The 23,260-nt window shown below is 70.5% G+C and carries 23 protein-coding genes and 2 pseudogenes; 13 read left to right on the forward strand and 12 right to left on the reverse strand.

The window, feature by feature from the left end:
• Positions 1 to 56: 56 nt before the first annotated feature.
• Positions 57 to 1,265, forward strand: a complete 1,209-nt coding sequence (locus AC4BDD_RS30530) for an IS701 family transposase (protein ID WP_490688719.1) — start codon at positions 57 to 59, stop codon at positions 1,263 to 1,265.
• 250 nt (positions 1,266 to 1,515) lie between these two features.
• A pseudogene (locus tag AC4BDD_RS30535) lies at positions 1,516 to 1,615 on the forward strand (transposase); the annotation flags it as partial.
• Positions 1,616 to 1,885: 270 nt separating this feature from the next.
• Here the strand turns inward: AC4BDD_RS30535 and AC4BDD_RS30540 are convergent.
• From AC4BDD_RS30540 to AC4BDD_RS30555, 4 genes are all read right to left on the reverse strand, one after another.
• The gene (locus AC4BDD_RS30540) at positions 1,886 to 3,055 is read right to left on the reverse strand and encodes a GTP-binding protein (protein ID WP_490688720.1); all 1,170 of its coding nucleotides are present in this window, start codon (positions 3,053 to 3,055) and stop codon (positions 1,886 to 1,888) included.
• 9 nt (positions 3,056 to 3,064) lie between these two features.
• Entirely contained in the window at positions 3,065 to 3,235 is a 171-nt protein-coding gene (rpmF, locus tag AC4BDD_RS30545; protein WP_490688721.1) for a 50S ribosomal protein L32, read from the reverse strand.
• Between the two features lie 157 nt (positions 3,236 to 3,392).
• Positions 3,393 to 4,436: a D-alanine--D-alanine ligase family protein gene (locus AC4BDD_RS30550; protein ID WP_490688722.1), complete on the reverse strand. Its 1,044-nt coding sequence runs from the start codon at positions 4,434 to 4,436 to the stop codon at positions 3,393 to 3,395.
• A 466-nt stretch (positions 4,437 to 4,902) separates the two neighbouring features.
• Positions 4,903 to 5,295: an ArsR/SmtB family transcription factor gene (locus tag AC4BDD_RS30555; RefSeq protein ID WP_490688723.1), complete on the reverse strand. Its 393-nt coding sequence runs from the start codon at positions 5,293 to 5,295 to the stop codon at positions 4,903 to 4,905.
• A 149-nt stretch (positions 5,296 to 5,444) separates the two neighbouring features.
• On the opposite strand from AC4BDD_RS30555, the gene AC4BDD_RS30560 reads away from it, so the two are divergent.
• The gene (locus tag AC4BDD_RS30560) at positions 5,445 to 6,536 is read left to right on the forward strand and encodes an NADH:flavin oxidoreductase/NADH oxidase (protein WP_490688724.1); all 1,092 of its coding nucleotides are present in this window, start codon (positions 5,445 to 5,447) and stop codon (positions 6,534 to 6,536) included.
• Between the two features lie 927 nt (positions 6,537 to 7,463).
• On the opposite strand, the gene AC4BDD_RS30565 is transcribed toward AC4BDD_RS30560, so the two are convergent.
• Positions 7,464 to 8,720, reverse strand: a complete 1,257-nt coding sequence (locus AC4BDD_RS30565) for an MFS transporter (protein ID WP_490688725.1) — start codon at positions 8,718 to 8,720, stop codon at positions 7,464 to 7,466.
• 129 nt (positions 8,721 to 8,849) lie between these two features.
• Between AC4BDD_RS30565 and AC4BDD_RS30570 the strand changes: the two genes are divergently transcribed.
• Complete coding sequence (locus AC4BDD_RS30570) at positions 8,850 to 9,734, forward strand: winged helix-turn-helix transcriptional regulator (protein WP_490688726.1); 885 nt, start codon at positions 8,850 to 8,852, stop codon at positions 9,732 to 9,734.
• Positions 9,735 to 9,736: 2 nt separating this feature from the next.
• Here the strand turns inward: AC4BDD_RS30570 and AC4BDD_RS30575 are convergent, their stop codons facing one another.
• On the reverse strand, positions 9,737 to 10,513 hold the full coding sequence (locus AC4BDD_RS30575; protein WP_490688727.1) for an AfsR/SARP family transcriptional regulator: 777 nt from the start codon (positions 10,511 to 10,513) through the stop codon (positions 9,737 to 9,739).
• 101 nt (positions 10,514 to 10,614) lie between these two features.
• Here AC4BDD_RS30575 and AC4BDD_RS30580 point away from each other — a divergent pair, with 101 nt between their 5' ends.
• Together AC4BDD_RS30580 and AC4BDD_RS30585 are read left to right on the forward strand one after the other, a co-directional pair.
• Complete coding sequence (locus AC4BDD_RS30580) at positions 10,615 to 12,870, forward strand: MMPL family transporter (protein WP_490688728.1); 2,256 nt, start codon at positions 10,615 to 10,617, stop codon at positions 12,868 to 12,870.
• A gap of 74 nt (positions 12,871 to 12,944) precedes the next feature.
• Positions 12,945 to 14,066, forward strand: coding sequence for an IS630 family transposase (locus tag AC4BDD_RS30585; protein ID WP_490688729.1), 1,122 nt, complete (start codon positions 12,945 to 12,947; stop codon positions 14,064 to 14,066).
• Positions 14,067 to 14,070: 4 nt separating this feature from the next.
• Here the strand turns inward: AC4BDD_RS30585 and AC4BDD_RS30590 are convergent, their stop codons facing one another.
• Complete coding sequence (locus AC4BDD_RS30590; protein ID WP_490688730.1) at positions 14,071 to 14,538, reverse strand: hypothetical protein; 468 nt, start codon at positions 14,536 to 14,538, stop codon at positions 14,071 to 14,073.
• 201 nt (positions 14,539 to 14,739) lie between these two features.
• Between AC4BDD_RS30590 and pspAA the strand changes: the two genes are divergently transcribed.
• Positions 14,740 to 15,018, forward strand: coding sequence for a PspA-associated protein PspAA (pspAA, locus tag AC4BDD_RS30595; protein ID WP_490688731.1), 279 nt, complete (start codon positions 14,740 to 14,742; stop codon positions 15,016 to 15,018).
• A gap of 122 nt (positions 15,019 to 15,140) precedes the next feature.
• The gene (locus AC4BDD_RS30600; protein ID WP_490692007.1) at positions 15,141 to 15,293 is read left to right on the forward strand and encodes a hypothetical protein; all 153 of its coding nucleotides are present in this window, start codon (positions 15,141 to 15,143) and stop codon (positions 15,291 to 15,293) included.
• Between the two features lie 36 nt (positions 15,294 to 15,329).
• Here AC4BDD_RS30600 and AC4BDD_RS30605 read toward each other — a convergent pair whose 3' ends face one another.
• Positions 15,330 to 15,995, reverse strand: a complete 666-nt coding sequence (locus tag AC4BDD_RS30605) for a TetR/AcrR family transcriptional regulator (protein ID WP_490688732.1) — start codon at positions 15,993 to 15,995, stop codon at positions 15,330 to 15,332.
• A 54-nt stretch (positions 15,996 to 16,049) separates the two neighbouring features.
• On the opposite strand from AC4BDD_RS30605, the gene AC4BDD_RS30610 reads away from it, so the two are divergent.
• The 4 genes and pseudogenes from AC4BDD_RS30610 (at position 16,050) to AC4BDD_RS30625 (ending at position 19,033) form a co-directional block, all read left to right on the forward strand.
• Positions 16,050 to 16,727: an SGNH/GDSL hydrolase family protein gene (locus AC4BDD_RS30610; RefSeq protein ID WP_490688733.1), complete on the forward strand. Its 678-nt coding sequence runs from the start codon at positions 16,050 to 16,052 to the stop codon at positions 16,725 to 16,727.
• A 46-nt stretch (positions 16,728 to 16,773) separates the two neighbouring features.
• Positions 16,774 to 18,234: an MFS transporter gene (locus tag AC4BDD_RS30615; protein ID WP_490688734.1), complete on the forward strand. Its 1,461-nt coding sequence runs from the start codon at positions 16,774 to 16,776 to the stop codon at positions 18,232 to 18,234.
• Between the two features lie 40 nt (positions 18,235 to 18,274).
• Positions 18,275 to 18,490 (forward strand): annotated as a pseudogene (locus AC4BDD_RS30620) (hypothetical protein); the annotation flags it as partial.
• Positions 18,491 to 18,682: 192 nt separating this feature from the next.
• Positions 18,683 to 19,033: a hypothetical protein gene (locus AC4BDD_RS30625; RefSeq protein ID WP_490688735.1), complete on the forward strand. Its 351-nt coding sequence runs from the start codon at positions 18,683 to 18,685 to the stop codon at positions 19,031 to 19,033.
• 460 nt (positions 19,034 to 19,493) lie between these two features.
• Here the strand turns inward: AC4BDD_RS30625 and AC4BDD_RS30630 are convergent, their stop codons facing one another.
• The 3 genes from AC4BDD_RS30630 to AC4BDD_RS30640 form a co-directional block, all read right to left on the reverse strand.
• On the reverse strand, positions 19,494 to 19,991 hold the full coding sequence (locus tag AC4BDD_RS30630; RefSeq protein ID WP_490688736.1) for a GNAT family N-acetyltransferase: 498 nt from the start codon (positions 19,989 to 19,991) through the stop codon (positions 19,494 to 19,496).
• A 57-nt stretch (positions 19,992 to 20,048) separates the two neighbouring features.
• Positions 20,049 to 20,405: a hypothetical protein gene (locus AC4BDD_RS30635; RefSeq protein ID WP_490688737.1), complete on the reverse strand. Its 357-nt coding sequence runs from the start codon at positions 20,403 to 20,405 to the stop codon at positions 20,049 to 20,051.
• A gap of 209 nt (positions 20,406 to 20,614) precedes the next feature.
• Positions 20,615 to 21,523, reverse strand: coding sequence for a LysR family transcriptional regulator (locus tag AC4BDD_RS30640; protein ID WP_490688738.1), 909 nt, complete (start codon positions 21,521 to 21,523; stop codon positions 20,615 to 20,617).
• 72 nt (positions 21,524 to 21,595) lie between these two features.
• Between AC4BDD_RS30640 and AC4BDD_RS30645 the strand changes: the two genes are divergently transcribed.
• Entirely contained in the window at positions 21,596 to 22,000 is a 405-nt protein-coding gene (locus tag AC4BDD_RS30645) for a RidA family protein (protein ID WP_490688739.1), read from the forward strand.
• Between the two features lie 326 nt (positions 22,001 to 22,326).
• Here the strand turns inward: AC4BDD_RS30645 and AC4BDD_RS30650 are convergent, their stop codons facing one another.
• On the reverse strand, positions 22,327 to 23,061 hold the full coding sequence (locus AC4BDD_RS30650; protein WP_490688740.1) for a dienelactone hydrolase family protein: 735 nt from the start codon (positions 23,059 to 23,061) through the stop codon (positions 22,327 to 22,329).
• Positions 23,062 to 23,260 lie beyond the last annotated feature (199 nt).

Genomic DNA, 23,260 nt, shown 5'->3' on the forward strand with positions numbered 1-23,260 from the left:
GTAGTGCTTTGTTAGCTGGCCTTGTCGCGGTGGGTGTTCGGTAGTTCTCTGTGTGTATGAGGGCGGGTGAGCTTGCTGCGTGTCGGGGCCGGTTGGAGGAGTTCGCCGGGGAGGTGTTCGCGCCGCTTGCGCGGCGGGACCAGCGGGCGAAAGGTTCCTTGTATCTGCGAGGGCTGCTGCTGGACGGTCGGCGGAAGTCGATGCAGCCGATGGCCGAACGGCTCGGTGTCGACCATCAGCAGTTGCAGCAGTTCATGACGTCCTCGACCTGGCCGGTCGAGCAGGTGCGGGCCCGGCTGGCATGGCGGGCGGTGGCCGCTGTGCGGCCGCAGGTGTGGGTGGTGGACGACACCGGCTTCCCCAAGGACGGCCGTTCCTCGCCCGGGGTGGCCCGGCAGTACTCCGGCACGCTGGGCAAGGTCGGCAACTGCCAGATCGGCGTCAGCATCCACGCCGCCTCCGACACCGCCTCGTGCCCGCTGTCCTGGCGCCTGTTCCTGCCCGCCACCTGGGACGGGCCCGATGCCGAAGCCCGCAGGCGGGCCTGCCGGATCCCCGACACCGAGCACCACCGGCCCAAGTGGCAGCTCGCTTTGGACATGCTCGACGACCTTGCCGCCGCCGGTCTGCGGCCCGCCGTCCTGGTCGCGGACACCGGCTACGGCGCGAACGCCGACTTCCGGCGTGGTCTGGACGAACGCGGCCTGGCCTGGATGCTCCAGGTCAAGGGCGAGATGACCGCCCACGGCGAAGAGGCGGTGCCGTACCAGCCCGACTACGGCGGGCTCGGCCCCCGGCCGCTGCCCCGCTACCGCACCCGCCCTGCCTCCTTGCGCGAGCACGTGCTGGCCGCGGGCCGCACCAGCGGCAGGACCCTGACCTGGCGCAAGGGCTCGAAAGCGGCGATGAGCTCGCACTTCGTACTCTTACGCGTGCGCCTGGCGGGCCGACGGCCCAAGCCGGCCGCCGACGGCACGATCGGTCTGGTCTGGCTGATCGCCCAGTGGCCCGAGGGCGAGGCGGAGCCGGTGAAGTACTGGATCTCGAACCTGCCCGCCGACCTTCCCGCCAAGGATCTGGTCCGTCTCGCGAAAGCCCGCTGGCGCATCGAGCACGACTACCGCGAACTGAAGACTGCCCTGGGCCTGGACCACTTCGAGGGCCGTTCATTCGCCGGCTGGCACCGCCACGTCACCCTCGTCACCGCCGCCCACCTGTTCCTCACCGAACAGCGGAGCAGCCCAAAAGCCCCTGCCAGGGCCTGACCCTCTACCAGGCCCTGGACCTCCTCCAACACCTCATCGCCACCTGGACCGGCACCTGCCCCACCTGCCAGCAGACCGTCCCATGGCAGCCCTACGACACCACCTAACAAAGCACTACTAGGGCCTGTCGTCAAAGTGATCTTGGAATGTGGATCACGGTGGTGTGATACGCCGCCATGAACTGTCCGATGCCGAGTGGGAACTTGTGCAGCTGTCGCTGCCCAGGCCTGTGCTGGGGCGGTGGGGTATGGATGACCGGATGGTGCTCAACGGGATCCGTGTGGAAGTTCCGCACCGGGGTCGCCTGGCGGGATGTGCCCGGGCGATACGGGTCGTGGGCCGGTCTCCACACCGTCGTCCTCACGGCAGGCGTCGGTGGTCCGCAGGCCGGCAGGGGCGGCGGTGAACTGGGCCAGTGCCTCTTTGCGGCGGTCGAGGTTGAGTGAGCATGGGCCGGCGAGCATGTGGAGCCCGCCGAGGGTTGACCCAGTACACGCAGTCGGGGTCCTCTACCGGGGAGCGGCCACCGGCGTCGTCGTAGTCGTGCAAGGCGGCGTTCCGGGACCGGGCGGATTTTTTGGCAGTGCCGTGGCTGCGACCACTGCCCAACCCGGAGTTCGTCAGGTCTGCGGGGCCAGATCCGGGTGCTCGTGTTCACAGGTGTCGGCGAGGCCGTATGTTTCCCATTCGGGGAACGGGTCCTCGGTGAGCCGGTCGCCGTCGGCCAGGAGGCAGTCGGCCAGGGCGGCTTGCAGTGCCTCGGCCCGCAACCCGGTGCCGATGAAGACCAGTTCCTGCCCTTGGCTGTCGTCACTGCCGCGGGCGCCGGAAGGCTCGAAGCGTGCGACGGTCCCGGCCTGCGACCACAAGCCGGTGACGTTCGGGCGGCTGGCCAGCCAGAAGAAGCCCTTGGAACGGAGGACCTGGCCGTAGGCGCCGCTGTCGAGGCCCTCGGTGACGAACGTCCACAGTCGGCCGGGATGGAACGGCTCATCGGCGCGGAAGACCGTGCTGGAGATAGCGAATTCCTCGGTTTCCGGAATATGGTCGCCGTTGAGTTCCTGTACCCAACCGGGCGCCTGCTGGGCACGTTCCAGGTCGAACAGCCCGGTGCCGAGGATGTCGCCGGGGTTCACCCGGCCGTGCCGGACGGGCACGACGCGGGCGGCCGGGTTGAGGCGGGTCAGCGCGGCCTGAAGGCGCTCGGCGGTGTGTGTATCGACGAGATCGGTCTTGTTGAGGACGATGACGTCGGCGAACTCGATCTGTTCCATCAGTAGGTCGCTGACGGTGCGTTCGTCGTCCTCGTACTGGTCCAGCCCCCGCTCGGCCAGTCCGTCGCCGCCCGCCAGCTCGGGGAGGAAGTTGGCGGCGTCAACGACGGTGACCATGGTGTCGAGCCTGGCGAGGTCGCCCAGGGTCGCTCCGTCGTTGCGGGGGAAGGCGAAGGTGGCGGCGACGGGCATCGGTTCCGAGATGCCGCTGGATTCGATGAGGAGATAGTCGAAGCGGCCCTCGCGGGCCAGCCGGTCGACCTCTTCGAGGAGATCGTCGCGCAGGGTGCAGCAGATGCAGCCGTTGGTCATCTCGACCAGACGTTCCTCGGTGCGCGAGAGAGCGGCGTCGCCGCCGCGCACCAGGGCCGCGTCAATGTTGATCTCACTCATGTCATTGACGATGACGGCGACGCGCAGGCCTTCCCGGTTGCCCAGGACGTGATTCAGCAGGGTCGTCTTGCCCGCCCCGAGGAAGCCGGACAGGACCGTGACCGGCAGTCGGTTGTCTGTCATTACGGTGGCTCAGTTCTCCGGGCGCAGCAGCCCGCGTTCGTACGCCTTGGCCAGTCGCTGCGGGACGAGGTAGGGGGTGCCGTCGACAGTGACGGGTACGAGCTGCGGCGTGGTCGCCTTCCACTGGGCGCGGCGGTGGCGGGTGTTGCTGCGGGACATCTTCCGCTTGGGTACGGCCATGAGGACCTCCTGGGCGCTTAGGGGAACACCCAGAAGCTACATGAAAATGGATTCCATTACCAATGAGAGGGTCCGGCGTGCGGCTTCGTCGTGGTGCCGTCCATCGGTCGGTGCTGCGCCCGCAACGCTCTTCAAGATCCCTGATAGCGGTATGCACTTACCGTCTGCGGTTGTGCCCCAGCGCAACGATCTGGCTGATCAGGGCCGTGTAGGAGTGGCCCGCGCCTGCTGCCGCCACGCCGAGGCCGCTTAGGGGGCGAAGCCCAGGGCAGGCGTTGACCTCCAGGCAGTGCGGTTCGCCTCGACTGTCGCAGCGGAAATCGATACGCGAGTGGTCCTCGGCGCCCAGGCCGACTGCCTGATGGGCCCGAAGCGCGTATTCGCGCAGCCGGGACGCGAGCGTGTCCGGGATGTCGGCCGGGCAGCGGCAGCGTGCGGCGCCCGGATCGGACTTGGTGCGGAAGTCGAAAAGGCGGCCGGCGTACTCGATCTCGACCACCGGCAGTGCATGGCCTCCCACCACACCGATGGTGTACTCCTGCCCGGCCAGGAACGGTGTGGCGATCAGGGCCTCGCCAGCGGAGGCGGAGAGACAGGCGCGGGTCAGGCCGTCGGCGTCATCGGCCAGGCTCAGCTCATGGTGGGAGGTGCCCTTGTTCGCCTTGACGACCACCGGCCCCTGGTCCAGCAGTTCGAGTGCGGCCCGAGGAACCGGCTCGGTCCCCGCTTGGAAGAGCGCGCAGTCGGTGGCGGGTACCCCGGCGTCCCGCAAGAGAGCCAAGGCTCGGTACTTGTCCCACGCCAGACTGCATGCCGCACTGGCCGCGCCGGTGAAGGCGACTCCGGCCACCTCCAGCAGCGCCTGGAGGCGCCCGTCGCCGCCCCACCCCCCGTGGAGGGCGAGAAACACGAGGTCGGCGCGGCGGAGTAGTGAGAGTGCCAGGCCGCTGGAGAGGGCGTCGGACATGACCTTCCGTCTCCCGTCTTCATCGAGCCCGGCGCAGCGTAGGTCCGCTCCCGTACGGGATAGGCGGCTTGCGTCGCGGGTCGGGCCGGCCAGCACGGGTTCCGGCATGGCCAGGTCGATCACCTGTACCTCGTGCTCCAGTTCGGCAAGTGTCTTGGCTACTGCGAACCCGGAGTCGAGCGAGACGTCCCGCTCCTGGCTCTCGCCACCGCACAGCACAACGATTCTCACCATCCGACTGTGCCCAGTTCGCCCTCTCGGGCCGCTCTCACCTGCGGCAGGTCCCCCTTCAGTGGCCGCCCGACAGTACGCCGAACGGGCCAGTGTGCCCTTCACCGGCTCACGGCCATGAGACGCCAGGGACTCGGGACCGCGAAACACCCAGGGGAGCCGCAGGCGGGCAGCGCGGGCATGGGCGAGGGAAGGATCCCCGAACGCCGGCGCCCAGGCCACAAGAGGCGCGAAAGCTGGGGGGTGGCCAGTCATCAGGGTCCGACCGAACGCCGAACCGGGCTTGGTGACGGCGTCAGGCGGCGGCCGAGTCGTCGTGGGGAGCCGGGCGGCCAACCCTCCAGGCCGCGAATGCCACGGGCATAAAAGCCACACCCAGCGCGGGGCTGTTCACCGGTACGGACTGGACTGGGCCCAGGGCGACCGGCCACCGGTGGTCGAGCGTCCGTGCTCTGACCGCCTACGACCGTCAGTCGCCGAGCTGGTCGGCCTGGCGGGCGGCGGCCAGCAGGACGGTGTCGAGCAGTCCGGGGAAGAGCTCGTCCAGGTCGTCCCGGCGCAGGGCGTTCATCTTGGCGGTGCCCCGGTAGGCCTGGCTGACCACGCCGGACTCGCGCAGGACCCGGAAGTGATGCGTGCACGTCGACTTGCTGATGGGCAGGTCGATGTCCGAACAGGCGAGCTCGCCTGCCGCGTCGAGCGACTGGACCACCCGCAGGCGCATGGGGTCGGACAGGGCGTGCAACACGCCCTCCAGGCGGATGGCGTCGCGCTCGGGATGGTCCAGTGCGCGAGCCGCCGGAGCCTCCGGTGCGGTGCTGGGTGTCTGCGTCGGCACGGCGGGCTCCTCGCTGGCTCTCATCGCTGCTCTTGCTTCGCGTCGCGTTCCCGCCGCGATCCCCGGCGGAGCCTTCATTGTACGAGAATTATCGTAGTTTGACATTCCCCGTACTACGATGTTTATCGTATGAGCGGCAACCCATCCTGTGCACCGAAGAGTTGGAGGCAGCCGTGAGCGCCCTGTTCGAGCCCTACACCCTGCGGTCCCTGACGTTCCCCAACCGGATCTGGATGGCTCCCATGTGCCAGTACTCGGCGGAGGTCTGGGGCCCGAACGCGGGCGTCGCGAACGACTGGCACTTCTCGCACTACACCTCGCGCGCCACCGGCGGCACGGGCCTGGTCCTCGTCGAGGCCACCGCCGTCAGCCCCGAGGGCCGTATCAGCCCGGCCGACCTCGGGATATGGAACGACACCCAGGTCGAGGCGTTCCGGCGGATCACCGCCTTCCTCAAGGAGCGCGGCACGGTGCCCGGGATCCAGATCGCCCACGCCGGACGGAAGGCCTCGACCGACCGGCCCTGGAAGGGCGGGGCTCCGGTGGGAGCGGACCAGCACGGCTGGCAGCCGCTGGGGCCGAGCCCGGTGCCGTTCGACGAGCGCCACCCGGTGCCGGAGGAGCTGTCGACCGCACAGATCGCCGAGGTCATCGGCCACTTCGCCGACGCCGCGCGGCGGGCGCTCGCGGCCGGTTTCGAAGTCCTGGAGATCCACGGTGCGCACGGCTACCTGATCAGCGAGTTCCTCTCCCCGCACAGCAACCACCGCACCGACGAGTACGGCGGGTCCTTCGAGAACCGCACGCGCTTCGCGCTGGAGGTGGTCGACGCGGTGCGGGAGGTATGGCCCGAGGAACTGCCGCTCTTCTTCCGGATCTCCGCCACCGACTGGCTGGCGGAGAACGGCGCGGGCGAGGGCTGGACGGCGGACGACACCGTACGGCTGGCCCGGCTGCTCAAGGAGCACGGCGTGGATCTGCTGGACGTCTCCAGCGGCGGCAACGCGGCGGGCGTGCGCGTCCCGACCGGCCCCGGCTACCAGGTGCCGTTCGCGGCGCGGGTGAAGGCCGAGACGGAGCTTCCGGTCGCCGCGGTCGGAATGATCACCGAGCCGGAGCAGGCCGAGAAGATCCTGGCCAACGGCGAGTCGGACGCGGTCCTGCTGGGCCGGGAGCTGCTGCGCGACCCGTACTGGGCGAGGCGCGCCGCCCGCGAGCTCGGCGCCGAGGCCGCCAAGCCGCCGCAGTACGGCTGGGCGATCTGACCGGCCCGGCGCGGCGGCGGGGCCGCGCCGCATCCCGGTCGTCCCCGCTCTGGCCTGGTCCGGGGCGAGGACGACCGGCAACGGAGCGCTCCGCACGTCCTCCGCAGCCGCTCGCGCTCCTCCGGGTGCGCGGTCGCCGGCTCGGTGTGCGGAGCCCCCGCTGTCTCGTGAGGCGTTCGACCTGGGGCGGGTCGTCCGGGGCCCGGATCCATCAGCAGCCCGGCGCGTCTCGCGGCGGGCCGGAAGGGGGTGTAGGGCAGGGGGGAGGATCGATTCGCTTCGCCAAGAGGTGTCACCGTGGTGCGGCCCGCACCGGACGGTGCAGCGCCGAGGGCATGGCCATGCGGCGGATCCTGTATGATCTTCGATGTAACTCCGGTGCACGGCGCTGGGGTCACGCGTCTGTGGTCCAAGGAAAGACGCCCACCATCCGGTGGGAAATGTAGGTGCAAGGCCTGCCGGGCGCTCCATCAGCTGGGGCCCTGGACTCACCACGAGTCCAGGGCCCCAGCTTTTTTCACACCTTGGTCCGGCTCCCGCATCGCCCGGCGACGACGAAGTACCTCAAGCCCGTCTTCGTACGCGAGATCATCCCGTCACAGGCCCTCGCCCCGGGCTGACCCCCTCCACCCCGGCCGGCGGTACGTGACCACGCGACGAGAAACCCGGTGAGATCGCCCCCGCCCCCCACTCCGCCACCAGCACCACTGCCGAGTAACCAGAGGGGAGGAGGGACTGCGTCAGCAACGGACAGCGATCGCCGCGCTCGGCCACGAGTCGCGCGCTCGCATCGACGCGACCGGCTGAGCCTCGTCCCCGTCCCCGTCCGCGTCCGGGTCCAGACTCGTCCCTGCGAGGTCGTGGCCGTTCGCGTGGCGGGGCAGCGATGAGAGGAGGCGGGCTCACACCCAGTCCGGGGTGCCTGCGTCAGGCGAAGTCCCGGCGGCGGCCCACCGGGACCGCGAGCAGGTACAGCGGCGGCAGGAGCGCGGCCGCGCACACTGTCCAAAGGGCCGCGTGCGTCCCCGCGTACGTGGCGAGCAGGCCGGCGGTGAGGGCGCCGAGTGGCTGGGCGCCCCAGGAGACGAAGCGGACGGTGGCCATGACGCGGGAGAGCAGCTCAGGCGGGGACTCGGTCTGGCGGTGAGTGCGGGTGGTGATCGACCCGATGACGACGCCGAAGGCGAAGCCGGCGTTGCCCAGGGCGAACCAGTACGCGTCGGCCGCGGACGTGGTCAGCGGGGCCAGCAGGGCGGCGGCGCCGCCGGCCAGCGCTGCCCCGACGAGCACCCGGGCGGTGCCGAACCGCCGGGTCAGCCGGACCGTCACGGCGGATCCGGCGAGCGCGCCGATTCCGTCCACCGCGAGCACCAGGCCGAGTTGTACCGGCGTCAGGCCGGCCTCACGGACCAGGTAGAGGGGGGTGAGGGCGACCAGGGCGGCGCAGACGAAGTTGGTGGCGGTGGCCCAGAGCATGCAGGGCATCATCACCGGGTGCCGCGTCACGTACGTCCAGCCCTCGCGGATCAGCCGGAGGGCGCCGTCGCCGGTGCGGGCGGCGGGACGGCGCTCGGGGAGCGTACGCAGCAGCGCGGCGGAGAGCAGGTAGCTGACCGCGTCCACGAGGAGCGCGCCGACCGGGCCGGCGGCGTGCACGAGGAGGCCGCCCCCGGAGGGCCCTGCGGTCTCGGTGACGGCGTGCGTGCCGGACATCAGGCTGTTGCGGGCGGCGAGCTGCCGGGCCGGGACGACGGCGGGCAGAAAGGTCGAGTTGCCGATGTCGAAGAGCACGGTCGCGGCGCCGGTGACCAGCGCGGCGAGCAACAGGTGCGGGTAGCTGAGCCGGTCGAGCCACCAGGCGAGCGGGAGGGACCCGACGGCGACGAACCGCACGAGATCGAGGGTGACCTGGAGGCGGCGGAGCGGGACGCGCTGGGCGATCACTCCGGCCGGGAGGCTGAGCAGCAGCCAGGAGATCTGCCCGGCGGCGGCGAGCAGCGTGGCCTGGAGCGCGGTGGCGTCGAGGACCGTGAGGGCGACCAGGGGGAGTGCGAGGGCGGTGACGGCGGTGCCCGCGTCGCTGACGGTGGCAGCGGTCCAGTAGCGCCAGAAGACGGCCGGGGATGAGGTCGCGTGGTGGATGCTGCGGCGCTCGTGCTTCGGGACCGTCGGTGTCTCGCTCATGCGGCGCCAACCTCCAGTGAGTCTCTTATGGGAACTTACTCTTCCGCGCTTGAGTTCCTATCGGGAACTGACCACATGGCGCAAGATGGTTTCGAAGACTGGACGCTGCATACCAAGGACAGGAGACCCATGGTCAGGTCGGTGCCCGAGCGGGACGCCGCCTGTGCGATCGCGCAGGCCGCGGCGGTGGTCGGCGACTGGTGGAGCCTGCTCCTGGTGCGGGAGACCGCGCGCGGGCACCACCGGTTCGACGCGCTCCAGGAGGAGCTGGGGATCTCCCGCAAGGTGCTGGCCGAGCGCCTTGCGCAGCTGGTGGAGGCGGAGGTCCTGGAGAAGGTTCCGTATCAGAGCGGCCCGGTGCGGTACGAGTACCGGCTGACGGAGAGCGGGCGGGGGCTGCTGCCCGTACTGCTCTCGATGCAGGACTGGGCGGACCGCTGGCTGCTCGGCGACGGCTCGCTGAGCGGCACGGCCGACGAGGAGAGTGCCGAGGCGCGGCGGGTGGCGGGCCTGGTGGGCGAGCGGCTGCCGCGCCTCGAACTGCCGGGGCACCGGGACGGTGAGCCGCTGGACCCGGTGGCCGAGGCTACGGCCACCGTCCTGTTCTGCTACCCGGCGACCGGTCGCCCCAGCCCGTTGCCGGACGGCTGGGCCGACATCCCCGGTGCCATCGGCTGCACGCTGGAAAACCGGCTGTTCCGGGACGCGTACGACGACTTCCGCGCGGCCGGCGCCGAGGTGCGCGGTGTCAGCACTCAACGCCCGGACGAGCAGCGGGTGTTCGCCGTCGAGGAGGGCATCCCCTTCACTCTGCTCTCAGACGTCGACCTGCGCCTCGCCGCCGCTCTGCGGCTACCGGTTTTCCGCGCCGGGCAGCCACTGCGGCTGAAGCGGGCGGTGCTGGTGGTCGACCGCGACCGCGTGGTGCGCCAGGCGCGCTTCCCGGTGACGGACATCCCGGGGGCAGTACGCGAGGCACTGGCGGTGGTACGGCGGGTGGTGGCGGGGGTCTGAAGTCACGACGCCAGTGCCGGACCGGGCAGCAGCTCCGGGTCCTGACGCAGTATCCGCAGGTGCAGCGCACGCAGCGCCGGGCCCGGGTCGCAGCCGATTTCCTCCGCGATCCGGCGCCTGGCCTCCTCGTAGGCCAGCAGCGCGTCCGATCCCCGTCCGCTGTGGTACAGCGCCAGCATCAGCAGCTCCACCAGCCGCTCGCGCAGCGGATACGCGGCCACCTGCCGGATCAGCTCGTGCAGACACTCGTGGTAGCGGCCGAGCCGCAATTCCGCTTCGAGCCGGGCCTCCATCACCATCAGCCGCTTCTCCGCCCAGCGCCGCCGCTCGGCGGCCAGATACGGCCCGGCCAGCCCTTCGGCGAACTCCCCGCGCCACATCCCCTCCGCCTCGGCGGCCAGCTCCCCTGAGCGCCGGAGGTCCCCGGCGTCCCGTGCGGTGAGTGCGGCGCGCATCAGCGCCCGGCGCTCTGTCAGATCGTCGACGACGGCGCCGTCCAGCCGGTAGCCGCTGCCGGTCCACACCAGCTCCGGGCCGGCCTCTCCGGACAGTGCCCGGCGGATCCCGGACGCGTACTTCTGCACCAGATTGCGGATGTGTGCCGGCGGCGCGGCGCCCCAGACCGCCTCCACCAGCGCCTGGTACGACATCGGCCGCCCCTCCTGGAGCAGCAGCACCGCCAGCACGGCCCGCTGCCGGGGCGGGCCGAGCGCCACCTCGGCACCGGCACGCAGGGCCCGCAGCGGACCGAGCACTTCGAACCGCAGGCCTTCTCCCATCCGGGAAGCGTAACCCACCACGAACGTCCAGTGGATCTTCCAGTGGACGTTCCAGTGGACGTTCCAGCGGCTGGTCAGCGGGGTGCGGGAGCGTGCCCGTCATGCACAGCTACAGCGAAGTGAACAAGCCCGGCGGCGGCCTGATGCCACGACTTGGGCGGCTCGCCGTCCGGCGCAGTGGGGCGGTGCTGCTGGCCGCTCTCGCCCTGCTGCTCGGTCTCGGCGTGTACGGGGCGGGCGCACAGTCCGATCTCCAGCTTTCCCGCTGGGAGTCGCCGGGCACCGAGTCGGTGCGGGTCGGCGAGATCCTGCGGGACACCTACGGCACCGGCAACCCCAACCTCGCGCTGCTGGTCACCGCGCGCCGGGGCACCGTGGACACCCCGCGGGTGGCCGCGGCGGGCCGGGCGCTGGCCCGGGAACTCGCCCGGCACCCGCTGGTCGCCGACGTGGATACGTACTGGAGCGGCCGCAGCGCCGCGCTGCGCGGCACCGACGGCCGCCATGCGCTGATCCTGGCCCGTCTGGAAGGCAGCGCCGGCGAGACCCGGGCCGAACTCGCCACGCTCTCCCCGAAGCTGGCCCGTACGACGCCGGACATCACCGTCCGGGTGGGCGGCCAGGAGGAGATCTCCCGTGAGGTCAGCGAGCAGGCGCGGCGCGACTTCCTCACCGCCGAGGTGCTGGCGCTGCCCGCCGTGGTGCTGCTGCTGATCCTGGTCTACCGGCGGACCGTCGCCGCCCTGCTCACCGTCGGTGTCGGCCTGTTGTCGGTGCTCGGCACGCTCGCCGGGCTGCGGGCGCTGGCCCACTTCACCGATGTGTCGACCTTCGCCGCGAACATCGCGCTGGTCCTCGGCTTGGGGCTGGGCATCGACTACAGCCTGTTCCTGATCAACCGCTACCGGGAGGAGCGGGCCGCGGGCCGCCCGAGCCACGAGGCGGTGGTGCGCGCGGTGGCCACGGCCGGGCGGACCGTCGCGTTCAGCGGGCTCACCGTGGCGGTGTCGCTGTCGGCGTTGCTGGTCTTCCCGTTCTTCTTCCTCAGCTCCTTCGCGTATGCCGGAGTGCTGGTCGTTCTCACCGCCGTCAGCGGCGCGGTGCTCGTCCTGCCCGCCGCCCTCACCCGCTGGGGCCACCGGGTGGAACGCGCCCGTCCGCCCCGGTCCGGCGCGGGCTTCTGGCACCGGACGGCGCTGGCCGCGATGCGCCGGCCGGTGCTCAGCGGCGCGGCCGTCCTGGGGGTGCTGCTGCTGGCCGGGGCGCCCCTGCTGGGGCTGCGCTTCGGGCTCCCGGACGAACGCACCCTCCCCGAAGGCACCGCGTCCAGGACCACCTCCGAGATCATCCACCGAGAGTTCCCGGCCGAACCGACCGACACCCTCCATGTCGTGGCGCGGGGGCCGGGCGCGGGCGAGGCCCACCGCGTCGCGGCGTATGCGGCCCGCCTCTCCCGTATCCCCGGCGTGTTCCAGGTCGACTCCCTCGCCGGGACCCACCGCGGCGGCCGGCTGGTCACCGGCCCGGACGCGGGTAGCGCGCGAGAACTGGCACGGGCCGGCGGCAGCAGGCTGGCCGTCGTCCCCACCCAGCGGGCCATGTACGGGGACGTGCCCGCCCTGGTCGCCGAGGTGCGCTCGGTCGGGGCGCCCTTCGGCACGCTCGTGGGCGGCTACCCGGCGGAGACCACCGACTTCCGCGCCACACTCCTGGACCGGCTGCCGCTGGTGATCGCAGGGATCCTCACCGCCACCTTCGTCATCCTGTTCCTGATGACCGGCAGCCTGCTGCTGCCCGCCAAGGCCACCGTGCTCAATCTGCTGAGTCTGTCGGTGATGTTCGGGTGCCTGGTGTGGGTCTTCCAGGACGGCCATCTGTCGGGGCTGCTCGGCTTCACCCCGACAGGGGCGATCGAGCCGAGCATCCCGGTGCTGATGTTCTGCGTCGCCTACGGCCTGTCCATGGACTACGAGGTCTTCCTGCTCGCGCGGATCAAGGAGGAGTACGAGCGCACCGGCCACACCGAGCGGGCCGTCGCCGCCGGGATCCGCAGCAGCGCCCCGCTGATCACCGCGGCGGCCGGGATCCTGGCACTGACCTTCGCGGCGTACGCCACCGGCGGCGTGGTCTTCCTCAAGGAGCTCGGTGTCGGCACGGCGCTGGCGATCCTGGTCGACGCCACCCTGATCCGGGTCGTCCTGCTGCCCGTCGCGATGAGGCTTGCCGGGCGGGCCAACTGGTGGGCCCCGGCGCCCCTGCGCCGGCTGCACGCCCGCATCGGAGTGCGCGAACACCCCGCCGTGTCCGAGCCCTCGGCCCCGCCCCGCGCCGCGGAACGCCCGAAACTCCTCCGCTAGTGCTGTGACCGGGAACTTTCGCCGGGTTGGTCGTTGTGTTGGGTGTCAATGACGGCATTCAGCAGGGGGCGGGTATGGCATCACCGGTGAGGGTTCGCCGGCTGACCGAGCAGGAGGGGCAGAAGCTGCAGCGGATCGTTCGGCGGGGAAGCACCAGTTCGGTGCGGTTCCGGCGGGCGATGATGCTGCTGGCCTCGTCGGGCGGTAGCCCGGTCCCGACGATCGCACAACTGGTCCAGGCTGACGAGGACACCGTCCGGGACGTGATCCACCGGTTCAACGAGATCGGGCTGGCCTGTCTGGACCCTCGGTGGGCGGGAGGCCGTCCCCGCCTGCTGAGCATTGAGGACGAGAACTTCGTCGTCGAGACGGCCACCACCCGGCCCACGGCGCTGGGCAAGCCCTTCACCCGCTGGTCGGTCCGCAAGCTCGCCGAGTATCTGCGGCGCAACATCGCCCGGCCCGTGAAGATCGGGCGGGAGGCCCTGCGCTGCCTCCTGATCCGCCGCGGGATTTCCTTCCAGCGCACGAAGACATGGAAGGAGTCCCCGGATCCGGAATTCGACACCAAGCTCGACCGGATCGAGTTCGCGCTCACCGACCGTCCGGACCGGACGTTCGCCCTGGACGAGTTCGGCCCGCTCGGTATCCGCCCGACCGCAGGATCATGCTGGGCTCCCCGATCGAATCCGGACCGGCTGCCGGCGACCTACCGACGCACCCACGGCATCACCTACTTCCACGGCTGCTACTCGGTCGGCGACGACCAGCTCTGGGGCGTCGTCCGCCGGCGCAAGGGCATCGACCACACCTGGGCGGCACTGCGGTCCATCCGCGCGGCCCGCCCGGACGGCGCCCCGATCTACGTGATCCTCGACAACCTGTCCGCGCACCTGAACCGGCGGATCCGCCGCTGGGCCGAACACAACAAGGTCGAGCTCTGCTTCACCCCGACCTACGCGTCCTGGGCCAACCCGATCGAGGCCCACTTCGGGCCCCTGCGGCAGTTCACCCTCGCCAACTCGAACCACCCCAACCACACCGTCCAGACCCGCTCCCTGCACGCCTACCTGCGCTGGCGCAACAAGAACGCCTGCCACCCCGACGTCCTCGCCGCCCAACGACGCGAACGCGCCCGCATCCGCAGCGAGAAACATATTCGCTGGGGCGGTCGGTCTCTTTCAACGGCTGCCTGAGCAGCTACACGCGCTCCTGGAACACCCTGATCCCAGTTGGTGCATGGGCTCTGACCGTGGCCCAGGCTGACTGCTCGGCCACTTCTCGGGTCCACTCCTCGAGATCAGCTCCAGCGCCGTGGAAGAACCACGAGTCGAAGCTTCCCAAGGCTTCCAGGGCGGGCTCGGGGCCGAAGCGGATTTCGCAGTGCAGCTGCACGTAATGATCGTGATCACCATCGATATCGGAGACCTCGAACTGACGTGCAAGGTCCACCATGAACGTCGGAGGGCCGTCGAACGAGTAGGTCCCGTACTGAAAAAGGAGCCCATCGCCGTCAGGGACATCGGAGACGTCGAACAGCTGTCGACCGAAACGCAGGAAGGCTTCCCAGGCGTCCTCCACGCCGAGGCATGCAGTCGTCTGCTGTCCCGCTCGGAGTTCTGCCTCAAGTAGGCCCACGGCCTCGTCGATCGACGGCCTCAGCGCCATTCCCACCCTCCCTGACCACAGGCGACTCAGCCTACTCAACCCGGCAAAGGTTCCCGGTCACAGCACTAGCAGCGTCCGGACGTGGAAGCCGTTCCTCTCGCTGCGTACTGTACGTATCTGTTTGGGTACTAAACGGCGGCATGCTGAATAGGAGAGGCCGCTTCTGGCGGGATGTCAGGAGCGGTCCTGACAGGAGGTCACGTGATCGTACGCATCATGGGTGAGGGCCAGGTCAAGGTGGCCGACTCCCACTTCATCGAGCTCAACAAACTGGACGACGAGCTGCTCGACGAGATGGAGGGCGGAGATCAGGAGGGCTTCAGGCGTGCTCTGGGAGCCCTGCTCGACGCGGTGCGCCGTCTGGGTGAACCCTTGCCGGACGATGCCTTGGAGCCGTCTGAGCTGATCCTTCCCAACGAGGGGGCCAGCCTTGAGGAAGTTCGCCAGATGCTCGGCGACGATGGCCTGATCCCAGGCTGACTCCGGCGGACTCACGGCCGTCGGCCGCAAGAACCCGAACGCCGGCTGGTCGGAGCCGCGGCCGCTGCCTGATCAAGAAGGGCTCGGAACCCCCGGCCGCGGGGAAATCCGAGCCCTTTCTCGTGCTGTACACACACGCGGGCGATTCCTGCGCGCCCCACCGTCCGCGTCACGGCAAGACGGAGGAACTGGACGAGGCAGTGGCCGCCCTCGCGGTGACGTACGCCGACCGGACCGAAGCTCTCGGTTCCTGGGCGTCGTACGGCACCCGGTGAGGCGAGTGCCGGCCGGACGCGGGGGAGCCCGGCTGGTCAGCAGCGGGGGGTGAGGAAGCCGTCGACCACCCGGCGGACCTTGTCCGGGGCGTCATGGTCGCCGAGGCGCAGCGCGGTGTTCGCGGCGTTGAGCACCGCGTCGAGCTGGAAGGCCGCCAGCGCGGCGTCCGGTTCGGCGGCCTCGCCCGAGTCGGCGGCCCGGCGCAGCTCGCCGGTGAGGAGCTCCAGCCAGTCCCGGTGGTGGCCGAAGAGCGCGTCCCGGACCGGTCCGGGACGGCTGTCGAAGTCGGCGAGGTTCGCCGCCCAGAAGCAGCCGCCGGGGAACAGCGGTGTCGCGGCGTAGGAGATCCAGCCCTCAACGAGGGCCCGCAGCCGGGCCGCACCGTGTGGCGCGGTCGAGGCGGGCTCCACGACCGCGTCCAAGAACGCCTCCCGGGCGGAGGCGATGGCGGCGAGCTGGAGCCGTTCCTTCGTCTTGAAGAGGGTCGAAACGCCGCTCTTGCTGAGTCCGAGGTCGGTGGCCAGCCGGCCGATGCTGAGCCCGTTGAGCCCTTCCAGTGACGCGACGTCGACGGCGTGGCGGGCGATCGTCCGCCGGGTCCGTGCGCCGCGCAGCAGGCGTTGGTCGGTCGTCTCCGGCCCGGTCGTCTCCGACGGGCGCGGTTCTGCGCCGGCCCGCGACAGCTCATCCAGCTTGCTCATGCCCCCATCCTGTCATGGTTGCCAAGAAGTACGAACGATCGTACGTTTAGTTTTGTGATCGCCGAAGAGAACGCCCTCACCGAAGAGTCCGACCCCTTCTGCCTGCCACCGGCCGACGCCGTCCGACTGCTCGCGGAAGCGCCCTGGCGCCGCTTCGCCGTGATCGGCGACAGCCTCGCGGCGGGCACCACGAGCCCGAGCCCGGGCTATGCCACTCTGGGCTGGGCCGATCGCGTCGCGGACATCCTGCGCCGCGTCCACCCCGGCCTGGCCCATCTGAACACCGCGGAGCGCGGGGCGACGGCCGCCCGGACGCTGGCGGAACAGGCGGACCGCATGGCCGCGTTCGGCCCCGACCTGCTCCACATCTCCTGCGGCGCCAATGACCTGTGGCGTCCGCAGCCCGACTTCCCCCCCCTGGAGCGGACGCTGCGCCGCGTGTTCGAGCTCGCCGCCGGCACCGGCGCGCAGCTGACGACCTTCGCCCTCGGCAGGGCCTTCGTGGTCCCGGGCTTCCCCGACGGGCAGGACCGGGTGCGCGCCCTGAACGCCCTCACCCGCGACCTCGCCCGCGATTACGGCGCCCTGCTCGTCGACATGTGGGATCACCCGGTCAACTCCCGCCCGGACCTGCTGGGTCCGGACCGCATCCACTTCGCGGCCGCCGGCCAGGCGGTGGTGGCCTGCGAGGTCACCAGGGGACTGGCGGGAGTGCTGGACGCCCGGACCTGAACGGGAACCGTGCCCACCTCAACCAACCCAGTGAAGGGATCATCTCGTGTCCACCGTCGACGAGTCCGCCCCCCGGCGGACCGCCAGGCCGCATGCCCCGGCCGCCCTGCCCTGGGGCCCCATCGCGATCGTGCTGATCGGGGCGTTCATGGCGATCCTCGACTCCTTCATCGTCATCGTCGCCGGTCCGGCGATCCAGGCCGACCTCGGCACCTCCGACGGGGAGTTGCAGTGGATCCTCGCCGGCTACCAGCTCACCTACGCGGTGTTCCTCATCACCGGAGGCCGCCTCGGTGATCTCCACGGCCGCAGACGGGTCTTCATCGGCGGCATGGCGGTCTTCACGCTGGCCTCGGTCGCCTGCGCCGTCGCCCGGACCGCTGCCGGCCTCATCGTTGCGCGTCTCGTCGAGGGGCTGGGCGCCGCCTTGATGCTGCCCCAGGTCTACGCCGTCATCACCGTGCTGGTCCCCGAGCGGGCGCGGCATCGTGCCTTCGGGGTCCTGGGAGTCGTCATGGGACTCGCCGCCAGCGGCGGACAGCTCGTCGGCGGCCTGCTCCTCGGCGCCGATCTGCTCGGCTCCGGCTGGCGGCCAGTGTTCTGGATCAACATTCCGGTCGGGATCGCCGCCGTCCTGCTCGCGGCCCGGTACCTGCCGGAGTCCCGGGCGGCACGCGGTCGCCGGCTAGACACCCCGGGAGTCGCCGTCCTCAGCGTGGCGCTGTTCCTGCTGGCCTTCCCGCTCATCCAGGGGCAGCACGCGGGATGGCCCTGGTGGACCTGGGCCGGGCTGGCCGCGAGCTTGCTCGGATTCGCCCTCTTCATCGCCCTCGAACGCAGAACCGCGAGCCGCGGCGGGGACCCCCTGGTGCGGATGTCGCTCTTCCGCACGCGCTCCTTCTCGGTGGGCATCCTCCTGGTCCTCGCCACCTATACCGTCATCAGCTCCTACTACCTCGTCCTGTCGATCGCCCTCCAGGACGGACTGGGGATGTCGGCTCTCGGCGCCGGTCTCGTCTACACCCCGGCGGCGGTGACCTTCTTCGTCTTCAGCCTGATCGCCGGACGGCTGCTGCCCCGGTACGGCCGCCGTGTCCTTCAGGTCGGGGCGATCGTCCTCGCCATCGGCTACGCGTCCACCACGGCTGTCCTGACCTGCGGTCTTCCCTTCCGCCCGGCAGTCATCATCCCGACCCTGATGGTGCAGAGCGCCGGGGGAGGGCTGCTGATCACGCCTTCGCTGGGCGCCGTGCTCGCCCGGATCGGACCCGGCGACGCGGGCATCGCCTCGGGAGTGCTCTCCACCGCCCAGCAAGTCGGCTCGGCGCTCGGCGTCGCGGTCATCGGGGTGGTGTTCTTCCACTCCTTCGATCCCGCGGGCGGCCGGAGCGCGGCAGCACACGCCTTGGCGATGTCCTCGGTCTTCACCCTCGTCACCGCGCTCGTGGCGGCGGGCCTGGTCCGGCTGCTGCCCGACGACCGCCGCCCCGCCGCCGACCGGACATGACGCGGCCAGGTCGACGCTCCCGGGGCCGACGCCTGGGGAACTGGCTGCAGCACCGCAGAGACGCACGGCATCGGGACCGTCCTGGATAGCCCCATTCATCAGGCTGCGCCCCCACGACTTCCGCATGTCGACCACAATGCTGCGACGGGAAGGAGCCGACCGAACCCGTCCAGGGCGCCGCCCCTGGCGGCTGCCGTTGGAGGATCGAGTGCTCCTGGTCGCGGTGTACCGGCGAACCAACCTGATACTGCGGCAAAGCCCGTTCCGGGGGTGCAGGCCCCGTGGCGACGTTCAGAGAGGGCCATGGACGGTGACCGAAGATCATGCAGATACCGTCGGCTTCCAGGTGGCGACTGGAGCGACCTCAGCTCCGGACACCGGACCGGCTGAGCACCGGGCAGCACAGGTCCGTGACGCCTTCGCCGGCCTGCTGCAGATCCGACGAGTGATGAACCCATCCGTATCCGACCCGCTCACGGTGCCCGCGGAATGGGAGCGGGCCCAGATGGTCCGGGCCATCAGCCTGACGCTGGAATCCGCCGACCTGCCGCCGGCGATACAGGACCCACAGGGGCACCCGACCCGGACCGGCTACTGCGTCACGCCGACGGACCATCCGCAGGTCGTCCGCGTGGAGTGGCTCGGCCCACGCGGCAGTGGTGCGGTCTACGAAGAACAGCGGGAGCTGCAGCGCTGCGCGAAGGCGCTGCGGGGGCTCGGCTGGGTGGTGCTGGAATACCGCGGGCCGCGCGGCCGCCGACACCTCGAGGTTGAAGCGCCCTCGCTCATCCGACGCTGAGGTGGACGCACCAGCCAGAGGAAGCGGTGTGTTTGTCCATGTCTGGCCGAGACAGCCTGGTGGGGGTCGCCCCACGCTCAGGCGACCCAGGACCGGTCGACTTTCGGCCGACCATCCCGGACGGGCGAACCGCCGCTGCGCTGGTCTGCCAGGCGGCGACAGCGAGTACGACGAGTCGAAGTGGGTGAAACACAAGACGTGAGCCGGCCCGCCCCCGCGTGACTCCGTGCCCGATCACGCAGCGCCGGCAGCCACCGCGGGACGGACCCGACACAGGGCTGACGTCCTTCACGGCAGGCACGAGCTTGCCGGGCCCCGTTGGCCCCTGAGGCAGGGCGGCGCCACAAGCAAGACGTGCTGCCGCCCCAGCACGCAGACGGCGGAGGTGAGCACGCCACTCCGACTCGTCCTGGGACCCGGAGATCACTTCCCAGTGGCCCGCGCAGCCCTTACTCGGACGTCACGCGGTATGCAGAGCCTTTGCCAGGACCACTTCTCTGCCCAGGCCGTCAGGCAGCAATTCGCCAAGCTCTCCAGCGGCCTTGAAGCCCCAGCGCTCATACAGCGCGGCAGCAGCGCCGTTGTCCCGCATCACCGACAGCCGCAAAACCCTGGCCCGGCCCCGCCCAGCCCACCGCTCAACCTCTGCGATCAAGGCGTCTCCCACCCCCTGACCTCGAGCTTCAGGCCTGACCCACAACGAGATCAACTCCACTGCATCCGGTGTCTCAGACGGGACACCACTGGCCATCCCGGCCAGTCCACCATCGAGAAGTGCCACGACATTGTGCGAGCCGGGAATGGCCAGGCGGTCTCGCCAGCGTTCTTCTCGGTCGCCTTCGCCCTGCCATTCGGCCAACGTCGAGCCGAAGGCATACGGCGCCTCAGCGAGCGCAGTCAGTCGCAGTTCCCGCCACACTCGCCAGTCATCCAAACCCAGAACACGCAGTTCGATCATGTGCAGACAGTGGCTTGGCGGTGGGGGCATCGGCAACCGAGATCTCCACTGCCGCGCTCAGCCCTCGGCGACGGCCGCGGTCGCGGGCTCCTGGTCGAAGTCCCAGGAGTCACGCTTGAACTCGGGGCGGTAGTCGGGGTGGTCCTCCCAGTGCCGGGCGATGCGGACCAGCAGGTCCCAGTTGTGCGCCAGCGCCTGGTCGGCGATGCGCCGGGTCTGGGGGCCCGCGGTCTCCCGCTGCTCGAGGGTCCCCTTCACGGCCGCCGCGCTGAGCGTGGCGTCCCGCAGCGCGCGCAGGGCGCGGGAGGTGTCGTCCATACCCCAGCCGTGTTCGCTGCCGGTGTCGGCGTCGAAGAGCGGGCGGAGCCGGTCCTCGATGAAGGCGTTGATCCGCTGGAAGTGCTGGAGGTCCATCCCGGCTCCGTCCTCTGGCCGCGCCACTCCCGGGCTCGGCGTGTCGGGTGATTCACCTGTTCCGGGGCAAGCTGATCGCAGGTCAGCCCAGGCGCAGGTTGACTCTCATTATCCTGCACGTTCACGGGACTCGGCAGCCGCGGCCGATCATGGCAGCCGCCTCCCGCGCGTCCGAGGCCCCCCGACCGGCCGAACACCGATGGTGGCCGCTAGGGCCTGTCCGGCGGATCTTGGCTGATGGTCGCCAGCAGGCGTGTGACCAGGGGATTATGGTCGTTCTCGCGCCAGGCGACGGCCACTCGTGTACGGGCGGTGCCGGGTTCGATCCTGCGGAAGGCGACGCCTTTGAGGCGGATGCGTCGGATGCTCGCCGGGGCCAGGGAGACGCCCAGACCGGTTTCCACGAGGGCGCACACGGTTTGCCACTCCACCGCGTGCTGGACAACCTGTGGTGTGAACCCTGCTGCGGTGCACAGACCGATGATCTGGTCGTGCAGTGGCGGGCCGACCGTGCGGGGCAGCAGCACGAAGGGGGAGTCCGCCAACTGCGCGAGACGCACGGTCGGTCGCGAGGCCAGCGGATGGGTGGACGGCAGCACGGCCACGAAAGGCTCGCTGAGTACCGTTCTGAAGCCGAGCTCTGTCTCGTCGGTGGGGGGTTCGCGGAGGAGACCGATGTCGATGGTCTTGTCATGCAGAGCGGCGATCTGCGGAGCGGTGGTCATCTCCTGGATGTCCAGGTGCACGCCAGGAAACTGGTGACGGAAGGTGCGCAGCAGGCCGGGCAGGACCGTCAGGGCGAGGGAGGCGGCGAAACCGATCCGTAGGCGGCCGGCCCGGCCACTGCCGACGGCCCGGGCTGCGGCCAGGCCGTCCGCGAGGTCGGTGAGTGCCCGCCGGGCGGCGGGCAGCAGTTCTTGGCCGGCTGGGGTGAGGGTGACACGCCCTGGGGTACGGGTGAACAGCGCGTGGCCGACCTTGTCCTCCAGGCGGCGGATCTGCTGGCTCAGCGGCGGCTGGGCGATGCCCAGGCGGGCGGCCGCGTGGCCGAAGTGGAGTTCCTCTGCGAGCACGACGAAGGCGTGCAGCTGCGGTAGGGGGAGTTCGGGGCGCTCCATACGCCTAGAGATATCAGGTCATGCATGCGGCCGTATTAGACGTATCAGTGCTGGTCATTTAGCGTTCCGCGCATGACAGAGCGACACGCGATCCTCAGCGGCTCGACCTTTGAGGAGCAGATCGGCTATGCCCGTGCTGTGGTCGACGGCGACTGGGTGCACGTGTCCGGGACGACCGGGTTCGACTACGCCACCATGACGATCTCCGACGACGTGGTGGAGCAGGCCGAGCAGTGCCTGCGCAACATCGAGGCCGCACTGGTCGAGGCGGAGTGCACCTTCGCCGACGTGGTGCGCGTGCGCTACCTGCTGCCCGACCGCGAGGACTTCGAACCCTGCTGGCCGGTCCTGCGCCGCTACTTCGGCGACGTTCGACCGGCCGCCACGATGCTCATGTGCGGTCTCGCCGACCCGCGCATGAAGATCGAGATAGAGGTGTACGCGCGGCGGCGCTCCCGCTTCACGGTGGCGCCATGAGCAATCACTCCGCCGAGCACCGTCGCCGAGGAGGGTCCTGCCGCTGCTGCGCGGGGATCGGGCGTCGGATCCGCTTGCCGGTGGTGACGTAGCCGGTGAGCCGGCTGGGCCTGCCGAGGCCGGCACCGGTGTTGTCGGTGTCACCGCCCACTCCGCACCCGCGCCCATGGCCCCCGCTCCGGCTGGCGCCGGCCCGGCCACCGGGGCGGGTCGGCGACGCTGGTTCGGTCGCTCCCGCGCTGTTCCCGTGGCCGGGCGAGCCGGGGCCGGCCTGCTGAGTGCCACCGTGCCCGCCCGGCAGTCGTCCGTCACACTCCGCCGGAGCCTCAGCTGTGGAGCAGGGTGCGGTCCAGGAGGGGGAGCAGGCGGTCCCAATGGCGCTTCAGTCCGGAGGCGCTGAAAGCGTCGGTGTCGGACATGGTGAAGCCGTGGATGGTGCCGGGGTAGATCTCGGAGGTGTAGCCGACACCTGCGGCATCCAGGGCCTGGTTGAGCTCGCCAAGGGCCTCGGGAGTCATGTCGCTTTCGGCATGGCCGAGGTAGACCTGGGCGGTGAGCTTGGAGAAGAGGCCAGGCCCGTCGGCGCCCACGGGGCCGTGGAATCCGGCGACGGCGGCCACCTGGCCGGGGTGGGCCGCGGCGGTGCGCATCGCCAGGAGGCCGCCTATGCAGTAGCCGGTCACCGCGACCGGACCGGCGACGACCTCGGGTTGGGCGGTAAGGAACCTGAGGTAGGCGTCGGCGTCGCTCAGAACACGTTCGGCGGTGTGCGCCTCGATCAAGGGCATCAGCTGAGCCATGACCTGGGGCCGGACGTCTTCTCCGATGTGCTCGGGAAGTGCGATCACCGGTGCCGGGCCGTGCCGGTAGAAGAGGTTGGGGACGAGCACGTAGTACCCGTGCCCGGCCAGATCGCGGGCCATCTCCCGCAGCACGGGCCGGATGCCGAAGCCGTCCGCGTACATCAGCACCCCCGGGTGCCGCCCGCCACCGTCGGGGAAGACGGCGAAGGCGTCGGCCTGGCCGTCCGCGGTGGGAATCTGCAGCGTCTTGGTGGGCATGAATTCTCCTGTCGTGATTGACGTGTCGAGCCTGTGATCAACACGACGGAGGCGGAGCCCGCGCAGCAGCGCAAGGTCCTCGATCGAGCAGCGGGCCCGCACCGGCCCATACGGCACTCAGAAGAGCACCGGGTCACCAATCCGTGTGTGGCGCAATGCCGTCCCGGTAGTCATCCCCACACCATAGTCCACACTCCTG

Source organism: Streptomyces sp. JLBT605, assembly GCF_058215555.1.